The organism is Streptomyces sp. NPDC060000 (assembly GCF_042737375.1).
Classification (GTDB): Bacteria; Actinomycetota; Actinomycetes; order Streptomycetales; family Streptomycetaceae; genus Streptomyces.
Genome location: NZ_JBHWUU010000011.1, coordinates 84471 through 98808 on the forward strand (window position 1 = coordinate 84471; position 14338 = coordinate 98808).

The following is a 14338-nucleotide window of genomic DNA, read 5'->3' on the forward strand; positions in this document are numbered from 1 at the left end:
CGACATGAACCCCCCTTGTCTCATGACTGTGCGGACCGGCGTTCTCCGTCACGATCGGCGCAGTCGGCCCACGCCCTCCAAGGTCCGTGCGGCCGCCGCGGCGAGCCTCGGCCGGTTGCGAACGAAATGGTGCGCGCGGCGGGACGGCTCACGGCTGAGCCAGTGGAGCGCGGCGCCCACCCCCGGACGCGACCACGCTCCCTCGTACACGGGGATCTCGCCGGTCTTCAGCGAGTCCTTGTACTCGGCCGCGCCCCGCCCCAGGTCGAGCAGGCCGATGCCCTCGGCGGCGGCCGCCCCGGCCATCCGCAGATGCAGCACCAGGCCGGGCGAGAACTTCGCGAACCCCGGTTCGTACGAAGGGAACCAGCAGGCCAGGACGGTCGACGAACGCAGCCCGAAGTGCGCGGCGATCGGCTGGTCGCCGGCGTAGAGGACGGAGAGCGTGCCGGAACACTCCGGCGCGCGTGTCTCGGCGAGCGCGTACACGAGCCGGGTGATCCACTCCTGCGTGAACCGGTCGCGGCGGCCGGTCCTGCGGTACTGCGCGGACTTCCACGCCATGAGCGTGCGCAGCGCGGCCGGATCGCGTTCGTCGAACACGAACCGCAGCTCCCCGACCTGACGGCCGAGCCTGCGCTCCTTGGCCAGAGTCGTCTTCAGGAACTTCGGCGACCGGACGCGCAGTACGGACTCGTAGGTCTCGTAGCCCTTTCCGACGTCGATGACATAGGAGGTGTACTCCTCGGCCGCGTGCGGGGTGAACAGCCCCTGTTCCGCCTCGAGGTTGTCGAAGGCGAAGCTCGACAGGGAGCACGCCCGCATCAGTTCGACGGTGTCCAGTCCGAGCCCCGGGGCCAGCACCGCGCCCTGCGCGTCCGAGACCCCGTACGCGAGGGCCTGGCCCTGGCCGAACCGGCCCCGCTCGTGGGGCAGGAAGCCGACCGGCTCACGCCCCTCGTACACCACCGCCACGCGCGCGTGGGGCCGCACCAGACCCGCGGCGTCGGTGAACTCCGGTTCCATGAAGGGGTTTCGCGGAAGCGCCGACGCGGCACGCAGTGCGCGCCACCGCTCCTTCTCCCCCTCGCCGAGTTCCTGCGGCCTCAGCACACGAATGCGCCCACTGCTCAACCTGACCCCCCGATCAAGTCCCCCTGGACACCTGGACGGTACCGCTCCATCCGGTCGTCGCGGTAGGTAGCGTCGCATGTTGTCGCCAACCGGTGCAGAGGCCCTCAACCGCCCGCTGTCCGACGATGTACCGGAAAGCCGTTTCCCCCAGCCGGTCCTCAGCCGGTCCCCAGGCAGTCCTCAGCCAGTCGCACAGAGCCAGTCGTACAAGGGGAGTTGGCAGAACAGGACAGGACTGGCCGTCGTCCGGTTCGCGTCGAACCCGAGGGGCGTGGGATCCGTATTCTCTGATCATGGCCGCACCCACCGCATATGCCGCGCGCACCGCGTACTCCCTCATCGCCACCGACCTGGACGGAACGCTGCTCCGCGGCGACGACACCTTCTCCGACCGGTCGCTCGACGCACTCGCGCGGGTGGTGGCCGCCGGCGCACGCCACCTGGTGGTGACGGGACGGCCCGCGCCCCGGGTGCGCCCGCTGCTCGACCGGATGCACAGCAGGGGGCTCGCGGTGTGCGGGCAGGGCGCGCAGTTGTACGACGCCGGCGCGGACCGTCTGCTGTGGTCGGTCACCCTGGACCGGGAGCTGGCCGAGACCGCGCTCGGCAAGATCGAGGCGGAGGTCGGGCAGCTGTACGCGGCCGTCGACCAGGACGGCGTCGACGGGCTGACGCTCATCGAGCCGGGCTACCGCATGCCGCACCCGACGCTGCCAGCCCTGCGTGTCGGTCGGCGCGACGACCTGTGGTGCGAGCCGATCAGCAAGGTGCTGCTGCGCCATCCCACCCTGTCGGACGACGAGTTGGCGGCGACGGCCCGTTCGGTGGTCGGTTCGCTGGCCACCGTCACCATGTCCGGGCCGGGCACGGTCGAGCTTCAGCCCTGCGGGATCACCAAGGCGACGGGGCTGGCCCTGGCCGCCGAACGTCTGGGGCTGCGGCCCGAGGACACCATCGCCTTCGGGGACATGCCCAACGACATCCCGATGTTCGACTGGGCGGCTCGTGGTGTCGCCATGGCCAACGCCCATCCGGAACTCAAGGCGGTGGCCGACGAGGTGACGACGTCGAACGAGGACGACGGCGTGGCCGTCGTCCTCGAACGATTGTTTCCATGACCGGGAAGGCCGGTACCGCGGAACGGATCGGCACCGACGCGAGGGTCAGTACGCGCCGAACACGTTGTCGATCGAGCCGTACCGCGCGGCCGCGTAGTTGCAGGCGGCGGTGATGTTCGCGACCGGGTCGTAGGAGTTCCACGACGTGCCCGAGACGTGGTAGGCGCGGAAGGTCGGGTCGATGACCTGGAGCAGCCCCTTGGAGGGGATGCCCGCGGCCGCGTTGGAGTCCCAGAGGTTGATGGCGTAGGGGTTGCCCGAGGACTCGCGGATGACGTTGCGGTAGATGCCGTTGTACGTGCCCGGGATGCCGTGCTGCCCCATGACCTGGAGGGAGGCGCGGATCCAGCCGTCGAGGTTGTTGGAGTAGCCGAGGCTGGTGGCGGTGGCGACGGTCGGCGTCGCCGCGGAGGCGCCGGTCGCGCCGATGAGCGGGAGGGCGAGCACGGCGGCGCCGGTGACGGCGACGGCGAGCGTGCGGACGAGACGGTTGCGGCGCGGCTGAGCGGCAGCGGGCATGATGATTTTCCTCTCCAGCGCCTGCGAGGTGAGCTGTCGGGTTCGGGCGGGAGCTGCCCGGTCGCGTCTTACGGGTGCGACTTGACCCCAAGCCGTACCGGGTGGTCCGAAACGTCTGATACATCCAAGACGTCCGGAACATCCGGTTCGGCGACTTACCTGGTTCCCCCGCTCCTGCCGAGCGTTCTCGATGGGTGGTTCGGGCGGCGGCAGGATTCGGCGTTCCGCCCGACAGGCCGGGAACGTATGCGAGAGCACATGTCCGAAACAAGTACCGGATTCACAGTTGACCCCTATTGACCTTGGTCTGTGACCTATGGGGTGCTTGATCCTTTGTGGGTGCAAAGCTTCAACTTGCTTGGGGCGTGCGGAGAATCGGTGAAGGGCGAGGTCGGCCCGGGCGGTCGAGGGGAGTGAGCCAACTCACCAGCGTTCACAAGAGCGGCGAATCGGGCATTAGGCCCAACTCATCGTTAAAGCACCGTCGATGAGTCGCGTGCGAAATCCGGGCGCGGGAGGTGGGTCCGTGAAGGGGTGCCGGATGGAGAAGTCCTGGAGGGGGTGCGTGATCGTCGTCACGTGGGCGGGGGTGGACGGGCGGGGTCATCGGCCTGCCGGCCACCCTGGCGCGGACATGAATCGTCGCTTCCCGGCATTTCTATTCATGTCCGCTCATCTGAGCTGATCAAAAACATATCGGGCGTGATCCGATACCGCCTGGCCTGCGGAGCGCCTCCTGGGCGAGCCCATTCGAGCCCGGGGGACGTGGGGGCTATCGGTGATCGAAACGTGACCGGATACGCTGACTTGAGTGATGGCAGAGACCTATCGACAAACCGCGTAATCGCCAGTAGACACCAGCAGACAGGAGACCCCTCGTGACCGTCGTCGGGCCGTTCGGGCTGAGCGTGCGGGACCAGGCTCTGGAAGCCGATGTCCAGGCCGGATTGGCGGCTGTCGAGGAAGGCTTGCTCGAGGCCACCAAGAGTGCGGTCCCGTTCATCACGGAGGCCGCCCAGCATCTCGTACGAGCGGGCGGGAAGCGGTTCCGGCCGCTGCTCGTGGTGCTCGCGTCGCAGTTCGGGGACCCGTACGCGCCGGGGATCGTGCCGTCGGCCGTGGTGGTGGAGCTGACCCACCTGGCCACGCTGTACCACGACGACGTGATGGACGAGGCCGCCGTGCGGCGCGGGGTGTCCAGCGCGAACAGCCGCTGGGGGAACTCCGTCGCCGTCCTCACTGGTGACTTCCTCTTCGCGCGTGCCTCCCACATCCTGGCCGATCTCGGGCCGGAGGCGGTGCGGGTGCAGGCGGAGGCGTTCGAGCGGCTGGTCACCGGCCAGATCCTGGAGACGGCGGGGCCGACGGACGGGCGGGACCCGGTCGAGCACTACCTCGACGTGCTCGGCGGCAAGACGGGCTCGCTGGTGGCGGTGGCGTGCCGGTTCGGGGCGATGATGTCGGGCGCCGACGAGACGGTCGTCGACGTGCTGACGCAGTACGGGGAGCGGCTCGGCGTCGCCTTCCAGCTGGCGGACGACGTCCTGGACATCGCGTCCGACTCGCACGAGTCGGGCAAGACGCCGGGGACGGACCTGCGCGAGGGCGTTCCCACGCTGCCCGTGCTGCGGCTGCGGGAGCGGGCGGCGCGGCTGTCGCTGCCCGAGGACATCGCCCTGTGCGAGCTGCTGGACTCCGACCTGAGCGACGACGCCCGGCACACCGAGGCGCTGGAGGCGCTCCGGGCCCACCCGGCGCTGGAGCAGGCCCGTCGGGACACCGTGCGGTACGCGAAGGAGGCGCGGTCCGCGTTGGCACCGCTGCGGGAGTGCGACGCGAAGGCCGCGCTGATGGAACTCTGCGACGCGGTGGTCCACCGGGCAGGCTGACCCCGGACCCCGGCACCTCTGATCCCTACGGGTCCGGTGATCATCCCCGGGAACTCGGTGATCCCGTGCGGCATCAGTGATCTCCATGGGCTCGGTGATCCCCGTGCGGGTCCGTTGATCCCCTACGGGTCCGGCGATCCCTGCGGATCAGGTGACCCCGTGCGGCTTCAGTGATCCGGTGCGGGTCCGGCGATCCGAGTGCGGGTCCGATGATCCCGTACGGGCCCGGCGATCCCTGCGGATCAGGTGACCCCGTGCGGGTCCGGTGATCCCGTAGGGGTGCGGTGACCCCTACGGGTCGGGTGCCGCCTCGTCAGCTTCGTGTCATACCGCAGGCGTATGTGGAGTTGAGCCCTCGGGCTGACGCTTCCCAGTGGCTGATTTGGTCAGATGGGAACCACGGAAAACACCACTCCTCACCGATTCGGGTGAGAATGGCGGCTTGGGGTGGGGACGTTAACGCGTGAGATGACCAGCCGCCGCCGACGACGGAGGTAAGGCACACATGGCACCGAAGGCATCCGACGACACCACGACCGGCGGGGAGCCGACCGGCGGGGAGGCCGACGACCTGCGCCTCGGACGGCGCAAGGCGGCGCGGTACATCGTCCCGGTCACCGTGATCGGTGTCGCGGCGGCGACGATCGGTCTGGTCCCGGCACTCGCCGACTCCGGCGACCCCGACCTGCCGAAGATCACCGCGCAGCAGCTCCTCGACAAGATCGCCGCATCGGACGTACAGCAGCTGTCGGGGACAGTGAAGATCACGACCGATCTCGGGCTGCCGGACCTCGGCGGACTGGAGAGCGGGCTCCTCTCCGGGGCCACCCAGCAGGGCGGCGACGGTTCGTCCGCCGACCCGTCCACCAAGCTGACCGAGCTCGCCACCGGCACGCACACCCTGCGCGTCGCCGCCGACGGCCCCGACCGGCAGAAGCTCTCGCTGCTGGAGAACGCCGCCGAGTACAGCGTCATCCACAACGGCAAGAACGTGTGGGGGTACGACAGCGCCTCCAACGAGGTCTATCACTCCACCGCCGACGAGGGCTCCGGCAAGGGCTCAGGCAAGGCGGAGACCCCCGTCCCCGCCACGCCCAAGGACCTCACCGAGGACGCCCTGAAGGCGGTCGACGACACGACCTCGGTGACCGTCGACGGCACCGTCCAGGTCGCCGGTCGCGACGCCTACAAGCTGCTGGTCAAGCCGAAGCAGTCCGGTTCCACGGTCGGCGCGATCACCGTGGCCGTGGACGCGAGGACCGGCCTGCCGCTGAAGTTCACGCTGACCCCGGCGAGCGGCGGCGCCGCCGTCGTGGACGCGGGCTTCACCCAGGTCGACTTCTCCAGGCCCGCCGCGTCCACCTTCGACTTCACCGCCCCCAAGGGCGCGAAGGTCACCGAGGGCGACGAGGCCGGCAAGGCCGACCGGGGTAAGGCCGACGGGACAGCACCGGGACGCTCCGGCAAGTCCGACGACTTCGCCAAGAGCCTCGAGGGTTCGAACGGCCCCGACGGCTTCGCCGAGGGCATCGAGGGCCTCAAGGTCCTCGGTGAGGGCTGGACGTCCGTCGCCACCTTCGACACCGGCGGCGAGGGCGTGCCCTCGGGTTCCGAGGCCGGTGGTGACCTCGGCGGCTTCCTCGGTTCCTTCGGAGACAAGGTGGCCGGCAAGTTCGGCTCCGGCACCGTCTTCTCCACCCGTCTGATCAACGCCCTGATCACGGACGACGGCAAGGTCTACGCCGGCGCGGTCACCAAGGACGCCCTGGTGAAGGCGGCGAACGCGGCGAAGTAGGGAAGCGGCAGCGCTGAGAGCACTGCGATCAGCAAGAGCACTAAGAGCACTAAGAGCGGCAAGAGCGGCGGGTGCGGCGGGTGAAGTCGATGGGGGAGCCAGTGAGGGAGCCCGAGGACGACGAGGCGGTGATCCGCACCAGCGCCCTCACCAAGCGCTACCGCGGCGGACAGCTCGCCGTCGACGGTCTCGACCTGACCGTCCCGGCGGGCAGTGTCTTCGGCTTCCTCGGTCCCAACGGCTCCGGCAAGACCACCACCATCCGCATGCTGATGGGGCTCATCGAGCCCACGGCCGGCTCGGCCCGCGTCCTGGGGCAACCCATGCCGCGGGCCGCGCGCGCCGTGCTGCCCCACGTCGGGACCCTCATCGAGGGACCCGCCCTCTACGGGTTCCTCTCCGGTCGCGACAACCTGCTCCGCTACGACGCCGCCGACCCGACCGCCGATCCACGCACCCGGCGGGCGAGGGTCACGGAGGCGCTGGAGCGGGTGGGCCTGACCGCCGCCGCCGGCAAGAAGGCGAAGGCGTACTCCCTCGGCATGAAGCAGCGCCTGGGCCTCGCCGCCGCCCTGCTCCAGCCCCGCCGTCTGCTCGTCCTCGACGAACCGACCAACGGCCTGGATCCGCAGGGCATGCGTGAGATCCGCTCGCTGATCCGGGAGCTGGCGGCGGAGGGCACGACCGTCTTCCTCTCCTCGCACCTGCTCGACGAGATCGAGCAGGTGTGCACGCACGCGGCGGTGATGGCGCAGGGCCGGCTGCTCGTCCAGGGGCCGGTGGCCGACCTCGCGGCGGGCACCCGAGACCGCCTGGTGGTGACGACCCCGGATCCGGCGGACGCGGCCCGGGTGCTGAAGGAGCAGGGCGCGGAGGATGTCGTCCTCGGCGAGGACCGCGTGAGTGCCGAGGCCCCGCTCCCCGACCGCGAGCTCGCCGACCTGAACGCCGCACTGGTCACGGCGGGCGTCCGCGTCCGCGGCTTCGCCGTCGAGCGTGCCTCTCTGGAGGACGCGTTCGTGGCTCTCACGGGGGAGGGATTCGATGTCGCGGGCTGACACCGTGGACGACCGGAACGGCTCCCCGAGCCCGGACCCCTCCTCACAGAAGCCGATGCCGATGCACACGGGGACGCAGACAGGGACGCAGACGCCGATGCAGACGGGGACGCAGACGGGGACGCAGACGGGGACGCACACGACACCGACGTCGGACCGGTCCTGGTCCTGGACCTGGACCTTCGGACTGCTGCGCAGCGAACTGCTGACCACCTTCCGGCGCTGGCGGACCCTCGCGCTGCTGGGCGTGCTGGCGGCCGTTCCGGTCCTGGTCGGGATCGCCGTGAAGATCGAGACGAGCGACGGCTCGTCCGGTGGTCGTGGCGGCGGAGGAGGAGGCGGCGGCGGCGCGGGGCCGGCGTTCATCTCCCAGGTCACCAACAACGGCCTCTTCCTGGTCTTCACCGCGCTGGCCGTGACCCTGCCGTTCTTCCTGCCGATGGCGATCGGTGTCGTCGCGGGCGACTCGATCGCCGGGGAGGCCAACGCGGGCACGCTCCGCTATCTCCTTGTCGCGCCCGCCGGCCGCACCCGCCTGCTGCTGGCCAAGTACGCGACCGTCATGATCTTCTGCCTGGTGGCCACGCTCGTGGTCGCGATCTCGGCGCTGACCGTCGGGGCGCTGCTCTTCCCGCTCGGTGACCTGACTACGATCTCCGGCACCCGGATCGGCTTCGGCGACGGGCTGCTGAGGGCACTGCTGATGGCCCTGGTCGTCGCCGCCTCGCTGATCGGCATCGCGGCGCTCGGTCTGTTCGTCTCCACGCTCACCAGCAGCGGTATCGCGGCGATGGCCACGACGGTCGGCCTGCTGATCACGGTCCAGATCCTCGACCAGATCCCCCAACTGCACGCGTTGCAGCCGTACTTCTTCTCACACCACTGGCTGTCCTTCGCCGACCTGATGCGCGAACCCGTCTACTGGGACGACCTGGAGAAGAACCTCGGCCTCCAGGCCCTGTACGCGGCCGTGTTCGGGTCGGCGGCCTGGGCGCGCTTCACGACGAAGGACATCACGGCCTAGTCAGGTTTCGTACAGGAAGCGGGCCGGCGGCGCCTCCCTCGCGAAGAACGTCTTCGCGCGCGTCAGCGCCTCCGCGTCCTTGAGAACGTCACCGGGCTTGCTGCCGTTGCCGAGCAGTACCCCGCCGAACGACATCCCCATGTACGCGGCAGAGTTGTTGAGCGTGCCGACGAGCGGATCGGCGACCACCGGCTGGTCGTCCGCGAGCACGGTGACCCCCCAGAGGGTGCGTCCGGCGAGCGTCGCCCTGAAGTCGAGGCCGGGGGTGCGCAGCCAGCCCGCCCAGTGGTCCAGGTAGCGCTTGGTCTGGGCGGACACCGAGTACCAGTACAGCGGGGACGCGATCACCAGATCCGTCGCGGCGAGCGTGGCGTCGAGCAGCAGTGCCGGGCTGCCCTCGGTGGGGCGGACGCGGTCGGTGTCGTGCCGCTGGTCCTCGAAGTCGGGCAGCGGGTCCCGGGCCAGGCTGATCCACGTCTGCTCGACGTCGGAGGGCAACTGTTCGGCGGCCGCGCGGGCCAGCAACTCGGTGTTGCCGTCCGAACGGCTGCTGCCCAACACGAACAGGAAACTGCGACGGCTCATGATTCGGTCCCCCAGGTAGTCGGCGTGCGACGATATTCTGCATCTGCATTATATGCGTGCGCAACCATGTGTCGAGGGTCGGCGGAGACATCGGCTCGAACGGCATGAGCGGCATGAGCGGCATGAGCGGTATGCGGGGCATGAGCCGGCATGAGCCGGCGTGAGCGGCTGGGTCGGCTCAAGCCGTCTGAGCGGCTCGGGCTGCTGCCAGCAGCGCCATCTCCCATGCGTGTGCCGCGACGATCTGCAAGCCCACCGGACAGCCGTCGGCGCCGATCCCCGCCGGGACGCTGATCGCCGGATGCCCGCTCAGGTTGAACGCCCAGGTGAGCTCGGTCGAGTAGCGGTCGCCCGGGCCTTCGTGACCGTGTGCGGCGTTCGGGGTCGTAGGGGTCAGCAGCAGGTCGGCACGGGCGAAGAAGTCGGCCAGCAGGCGGTCGTTGACGTTCCGGACCCGTTCTGCCGCGCGGAGGTCCGAGCCCGGGGTGCGCAGCGCGAGCCAGGCCGGGGCGGGGTCCACCAGGCGTGGGGGCGAGGGAGCGGGCGCGCCGGAGGGCGGCAGCAGCCGTACGGCACCGGCCTCGGCGAGACGGCCGGCGGCGGCACGGGCCAGGGTGAGCGGCCCGGGGTCGGGAGCGGCGAAGCCGAGGTCGGCGGAGAAGACGGCGAGGGGCGGAGCGGGAACGGCTCCTTCGCCTCCCTCCACCGTCCCCTCGCCCGCCTCCCCGTGGCCGCCCACGCGCGCGTGAGCTTCCGAGGCGAGACCCGCAGCAGGCACTCCTGATGCCGGGAGTGAGGGTGAGGGGGACGGAGAGGGTGGGGGCGTGGGTGTGGGCGTGGGACGGGGCGGCGACGCGTTCTCCGGCCCCGGTGCCATGATCCGCCAGTACGCCTCGGCATCCGCCGCGTGGCGGACGAGTACGCCGGGTGCCGCCAACCCCGTACGGTTCTGTGAGGCGGGCGCCGCACCACGCGCGCGGCTCGCGCCGGGGGGTGGGCGTCGGTTCGTGGCCTTCAGGCCGATGACGCCGCACCACGCGGCCGGGATCCGAACCGAGCCCGCGCCGTCGCTGCCGGTAGCCAGGGGGACCAGGCCGGCGGCCACCGCGGCCGCGGACCCGGCCGAGGAGCCGCCCGGGGTGCGGTCGGCGCGCCAGGGGTTGACGGTACGTCCGTGGGCGCCGAGGCCCCAGGTCTGCCAGGGGGTGCCGGGGCCCGGTACGGCGGTCGCCCCCACCGGCACGCATCCGGCGGCGACCAGCGGGCCCGCCGCGCGCAACCCGTGACGCCCCTTCACGCCGATCGGTACCCCGGCCAGCGGCAGCCACTGCCCCGCGGCGACCCGTGCGTCGACCTCACGCGCCCACGCCCGCGCCCGCTCCGCCCACACCTCGGCGAAGGCACACAGGAAACGGTCGACCCGCGCGATCCGCCCGAGTGCCTCGCCGACCACGTCCACGGCCGGCAGCCGCCCCGCCCGCACGGCCGCGGCGATCTCCACGGCCGGGGGCCATTCCGGGAACCCGGGCCCGGCGCCCGGCCCCGGCCACGGCCACGGCCCCTGTGCGGTCCCGGTCCTCACCCCTCACCCCGTCGTCGTCCCACCGCGGCTGCTCAGCGGGCCCCGGTGAGCCGGGACAGTGGTTCCGTCCCGCGTGGCGGGTTCCCGCCCAGGTCACCGAGGCGCCAGTTCGTCACCCACGGGACGCGGTACACGTCTATGACGGATTCGATCACCCGCATCCGCTGGACGAGCTGCCGGGGCAGTCGGCCCGGTGCGTCCGCGACGAGGACCACGGCGTCCAGGTCGAGCCCGCGCGGAGCCTCCCCGCGCCGGAAGACCTCCACGGCCCGCAGGGCGGACGCCAGCCCCGCCGCATGGGTACGGGCCACCAGCAGCACGGACGGGGGATCAGCCGGGCCGGGCCACGCGCGGCCGCAGTCGTGGCCGCCGTAGACCGCGGCGAGCGTGGAACCGCCGGCCCCGCCGTGCGTGGCGACCCAGGAGAAGCGCCGTGGTGCGGCGGTGGAGGCGTACGGCATCGGCACCGGATCGGGTGCGGACACCGGCCCGCGGATCCAGATCTCCGGCCCGCGCTGCCCGTCCGTCGTCCGCATGACCCGCGTTCCTCCCAGTCGTCGCCGTCCCTCCGCGACGCCCCTGATCCTGGTGGTCCCGGAGCCGCCCCGAAAGCGGGGCGTGGGTTCCTGGAACGAGGCTGTGACGTCGTGGTGACGTGCGGACCGGGAGCGCTCGGAGAGACTCAACAGTACGTGTACACGTACGCGTGCCTGGACGACCGGATCGTGACGACGCATCCGAGTGAGGAACCGATGTCTCGACTCAGCCGCGAGAAGAAGCGGGAACAGAAGCACGCCGGCCACACGGCCGCCGTGGTGGCACCGCTCGATGTCCACGTCCGCGGGGGTGGGACGGCGACGATAGGCGGCGTACCCGTCGTGGCGATCGACGGCGAGGAGATCCAGCGCGCCGTCCTGAGCCACCTGCACCGCATCGCCCTCGCCACCGGACACCCGGTCCGCGCCACGGTTTACGACGAACGCATCGGCTTCGTCGTCGCCCTGCGCGTGGACCCGGACGGGTCCAGCCACTTCACGGCGGAGCCCTCGCGCATGCCCGCGGCCGCGTCGGCGCCACGGGAGGAGACGGCACCGGACCCGCAGAGCCCTGCACCACCCACCGGCGTTCCCGCCTCCACGGGCGTTCCCGCCCCCGCCGGTGTTCCCGCCTCAACCGGTGTTCCCGCCTCAACCGGTGTTCCCGCCTCCCCGGGCGTTCCCGCCTCCACCGGCGTTCCCCTGGCCGCCGACGCGCGCAGTGACATGCCTGCGCCTGCGGACGCGCCCACATCCGCTGACGCGCCCGTACCCGCTGTCGCACCTGCGTCCGCTGTCGCACCCGCATCCGCCGTGACACCGACCGACAGGCCGACGCCCGTCGGCACGCCCGCATTCGCCGACCTGGCCGCACCCCCTGACGCGCCCACGCCGGCCGGCCCGCCCGCGTCCGCCGACGACGAGCAGTCCGCTCAGGCGCGACGCGACAAGGCCACGCATCTCCTGCGCCAGGTGCCCGAGCCGGTGCGGGACCCGGCCCCGACGTTCCCGTTGCGCGCGGTGTCCGAGCCGGAGACCGAGCAGACACCACAGCCGGCACTCACGTATGCGGGGGACACCCGGGCCCCGGGCACGGTCACCGCTCCGACCGGCGTGTTCGGCCCGCCCCCGACGATGGACGAGCCGCCGAACCCGGACTCGACCCCCACCTCGACCCTGACCCCGGCCTCCGCCCCGACCCTGACCCCCAGCCCGGTCTCCACCCCGACCCCGAGCCCGGTCTCCACCCCGACCCCGATGCCGGCCCACATCTCCGCCTCGGCCCCCATCCCGCTCCCGCTCCCGCTTCCGACCCCTGCCTCCACCCCAACCCCCAGTTCCGGCCCGAGCCCCTCGTTCGGCCCCGCGCTCACCCCCCTTCTCCCCGACGGCCTCATCTCCGACTCGGCCTTCGAGCTCGACCCCGGCCCCAAGCCGACCCCCGCTCGCGGCTTCGACGCCGTCGCCGAGGCGGTGCTCGGAGACGACCCCCGGACCCTGCACGGAGACGGGAGCGCCCCGGCCCTCCTCGCGGAACCGAACGCGCGGATCAACGAGGCGGTGCGCTCGGGCCGGACGGACGCGGCGGCCGCGCTCGCCGAGCAAACCGTGCTGGAGGCGTCCGGGACGCTGGGCCCGGAGCACCCAGAGGTGCTCCGGATGCGTGAACTCACGGCATACATCGCCTACTTGGCAGGCGATCCACTGCGCGCCTTCCACGTCTCCCTCGACCTGACCCGCATCCACCGCCGGGCCGGTGACGCGGAGGCCGCGTACGGCAACGTCCAGAGCGCGGCGGCGGCCTGGCGTGCCGTACGCGACCCCTTCCAGGGGCTGAACCTGGGGACCGAACTCCTCGGCCTGTGGACGGAGCTCATCACCGAGGAGGGGCCGGCCGCCGACGACGTCGAGGAGCTCGAGTCGGCCCGCGCGCGCATGCTCCGGCTGGCCGAACGCGCCCGCAAGTCGGGCGCGTAGCGACCCGGCTGATCGGCTGATCAGCCGATCACGGGGACAGCCGATCACAGGGACAGCCGGTTCACGAGGACAGTCGTTCACGAGGGCCGATCAGCCGAACGGCCGATCAGGATGACAGGGCCCAGATCGCGTACGCGAGCGCGTCCGCGTTGCGGTCCAGGGCCGTGTCGTTGATGTTCGCCGTGGTGTCGCAGGACGAGTGGTAGCAGCGGTCGAAGGCCTGTCCTGCCGTACCGCCCCACTTGGCCGCCTGTGCCGCCGTCTTGATGTAGTCGGCGCCACTGAACAGGCCGCCCACCGGCACGCCCGCGCTCTTGAACGGAGCGTGGTCGGAGCGGCCGTCGCCCTCGGTCTCGATCTCCGTGGGGATGCCGAGGCCGGTGAAGTAGTCCTTGAAGGTCTTCTCGATGGCCGGGTCGTCGTCGTAGACGAAGTAACCGGGGTTCGGCGAACCGATCATGTCGAAGTTGAGGTAGCCGCTGATGCGCGCCCGGTTCGCCGACGAAAGGCTGTTGACGTAGTACCGGGATCCGACCATGCCCAGTTCCTCCGCGCCCCACCAGCCGAACCGCAGGTGCTTGGTGGGGTGGTAGCCGGCTCTGGCCACGGCCAGTGCGGTCTCCAGGACGGCCGCGGAGCCGGAGCCATTGTCGTTGATCCCGGCCCCGGCCGTCACCGAGTCCAGGTGGGATCCGGCCATCACGACCTGGCCGGTGTCGCCGCCGGGCCAGTCCGCGACGAGGTTGTAGCCGGTGCGGCCTGAGGAGGTGAACTGCTGGATGTTGGTGGTGTATCCGGCGGCGTCCAGCTTGGCCTTCACGTAGTCGAGCGAGGCCTTGTAGCCGGTACGGCCGTGCGCCCGGTTGCCGCCGTTGGCGGTGGCGATGGACTGCAGCTGGGCCAGGTGCGCCTTGACGTTGGCCACCGGGAGGTCGGGAGCGGCGGCGATCGTCCCGGAACCGGGGGCGGGCGCCGCCCCGGCTATGGATCCGGTGGCGAGCAGGGTGATGGCCGCGAAGACGGCGGTGGCCGTCGCGCGCCCGGAAACGGGGAGCTTCATGGTGGGGGGCTCCGAATTCCAGGGGGACACCCGTGAGCGACCGTCGAACACCTGGACGCCC

At 71.3% G+C, this 14338-nt stretch carries 12 protein-coding genes and 1 riboswitch; of the genes, 6 read left to right on the forward strand and 6 right to left on the reverse strand.

The window, feature by feature from the left end; genetic code table 11:
* Positions 1-48: 48 nt before the first annotated feature.
* Positions 49-1113: a GNAT family N-acetyltransferase gene (locus tag ACFWBB_RS08910; protein WP_385268629.1), complete on the reverse strand. Its 1065-nt coding sequence runs from the start codon at positions 1111-1113 to the stop codon at positions 49-51.
* A gap of 314 nt (positions 1114-1427) precedes the next feature.
* Between ACFWBB_RS08910 and ACFWBB_RS08915 the strand changes: the two genes are divergently transcribed.
* On the forward strand, positions 1428-2252 hold the full coding sequence (locus tag ACFWBB_RS08915; protein WP_385268631.1) for an HAD family hydrolase: 825 nt from the start codon (positions 1428-1430) through the stop codon (positions 2250-2252).
* A 45-nt stretch (positions 2253-2297) separates the two neighbouring features.
* On the opposite strand, the gene ACFWBB_RS08920 is transcribed toward ACFWBB_RS08915, so the two are convergent.
* Positions 2298-2771 carry a transglycosylase SLT domain-containing protein gene (locus ACFWBB_RS08920; RefSeq protein ID WP_385268633.1) on the reverse strand — a complete coding sequence of 158 codons (474 nt, stop codon included), beginning with the start codon at positions 2769-2771 and terminating at the stop codon, positions 2298-2300.
* Positions 2772-2774: 3 nt separating this feature from the next.
* Positions 2775-3003: riboswitch (cyclic di-AMP (ydaO/yuaA leader) on the reverse strand.
* A gap of 646 nt (positions 3004-3649) precedes the next feature.
* On the opposite strand from ACFWBB_RS08920, the gene ACFWBB_RS08925 reads away from it, so the two are divergent.
* The 4 genes from ACFWBB_RS08925 (at position 3650) to ACFWBB_RS08940 (ending at position 8537) form a co-directional block, all read left to right on the forward strand.
* Positions 3650-4660, forward strand: coding sequence for a polyprenyl synthetase family protein (locus ACFWBB_RS08925; protein ID WP_385268635.1), 1011 nt, complete (start codon positions 3650-3652; stop codon positions 4658-4660).
* Between the two features lie 505 nt (positions 4661-5165).
* Entirely contained in the window at positions 5166-6455 is a 1290-nt protein-coding gene (locus tag ACFWBB_RS08930) for an outer membrane lipoprotein carrier protein LolA (RefSeq protein ID WP_385268637.1), read from the forward strand.
* 89 nt (positions 6456-6544) lie between these two features.
* On the forward strand, positions 6545-7513 hold the full coding sequence (locus ACFWBB_RS08935; protein ID WP_385268638.1) for an ABC transporter ATP-binding protein: 969 nt from the start codon (positions 6545-6547) through the stop codon (positions 7511-7513).
* Positions 7500-8537, forward strand: coding sequence for an ABC transporter permease (locus tag ACFWBB_RS08940; RefSeq protein ID WP_385268641.1), 1038 nt, complete (start codon positions 7500-7502; stop codon positions 8535-8537). The genes ACFWBB_RS08935 and ACFWBB_RS08940 overlap by 14 nt, the downstream gene beginning before the upstream one ends.
* On the opposite strand, the gene ACFWBB_RS08945 is transcribed toward ACFWBB_RS08940, so the two are convergent.
* The 3 genes from ACFWBB_RS08945 to ACFWBB_RS08955 all read right to left on the reverse strand — a co-directional run bounded on the left by ACFWBB_RS08945 (position 8538) and on the right by ACFWBB_RS08955 (position 11240).
* The gene (locus tag ACFWBB_RS08945) at positions 8538-9122 is read right to left on the reverse strand and encodes a flavodoxin family protein (RefSeq protein WP_385268643.1); all 585 of its coding nucleotides are present in this window, start codon (positions 9120-9122) and stop codon (positions 8538-8540) included.
* A gap of 178 nt (positions 9123-9300) precedes the next feature.
* Complete coding sequence (locus ACFWBB_RS08950; RefSeq protein ID WP_385268645.1) at positions 9301-10623, reverse strand: amidase family protein; 1323 nt, start codon at positions 10621-10623, stop codon at positions 9301-9303.
* Between the two features lie 113 nt (positions 10624-10736).
* On the reverse strand, positions 10737-11240 hold the full coding sequence (locus ACFWBB_RS08955) for a hypothetical protein (protein ID WP_385268647.1): 504 nt from the start codon (positions 11238-11240) through the stop codon (positions 10737-10739).
* Positions 11241-11456: 216 nt separating this feature from the next.
* Between ACFWBB_RS08955 and ACFWBB_RS08960 the strand changes: the two genes are divergently transcribed.
* Positions 11457-13217 carry a tetratricopeptide repeat protein gene (locus tag ACFWBB_RS08960; RefSeq protein ID WP_385268649.1) on the forward strand — a complete coding sequence of 587 codons (1761 nt, stop codon included), beginning with the start codon at positions 11457-11459 and terminating at the stop codon, positions 13215-13217.
* 106 nt (positions 13218-13323) lie between these two features.
* Here ACFWBB_RS08960 and ACFWBB_RS08965 read toward each other — a convergent pair whose 3' ends face one another.
* On the reverse strand, positions 13324-14277 hold the full coding sequence (locus tag ACFWBB_RS08965; protein ID WP_385268651.1) for a M28 family metallopeptidase: 954 nt from the start codon (positions 14275-14277) through the stop codon (positions 13324-13326).
* Positions 14278-14338 lie beyond the last annotated feature (61 nt).

Coding starts and splice junctions, on each gene's coding strand:
- ACFWBB_RS08945 (WP_385268643.1), bottom strand. CDS start 9,122: ATGAGCCGTCGCAGTTTCCTGTTCGTGTTGGGCAGCAGCCGTTCGGAC.
- ACFWBB_RS08965 (WP_385268651.1), bottom strand. CDS start 14,277: ATGAAGCTCCCCGTTTCCGGGCGCGCGACGGCCACCGCCGTCTTCGCG.
- ACFWBB_RS08930 (WP_385268637.1), top strand. CDS start 5,166: ATGGCACCGAAGGCATCCGACGACACCACGACCGGCGGGGAGCCGACC.
- ACFWBB_RS08955 (WP_385268647.1), bottom strand. CDS start 11,240: ATGCGGACGACGGACGGGCAGCGCGGGCCGGAGATCTGGATCCGCGGG.
- ACFWBB_RS08960 (WP_385268649.1), top strand. CDS start 11,457: ATGTCTCGACTCAGCCGCGAGAAGAAGCGGGAACAGAAGCACGCCGGC.
- ACFWBB_RS08920 (WP_385268633.1), bottom strand. CDS start 2,771: ATGCCCGCTGCCGCTCAGCCGCGCCGCAACCGTCTCGTCCGCACGCTC.
- ACFWBB_RS08915 (WP_385268631.1), top strand. CDS start 1,428: ATGGCCGCACCCACCGCATATGCCGCGCGCACCGCGTACTCCCTCATC.
- ACFWBB_RS08935 (WP_385268638.1), top strand. CDS start 6,545: ATGGGGGAGCCAGTGAGGGAGCCCGAGGACGACGAGGCGGTGATCCGC.
- ACFWBB_RS08940 (WP_385268641.1), top strand. CDS start 7,500: ATGTCGCGGGCTGACACCGTGGACGACCGGAACGGCTCCCCGAGCCCG.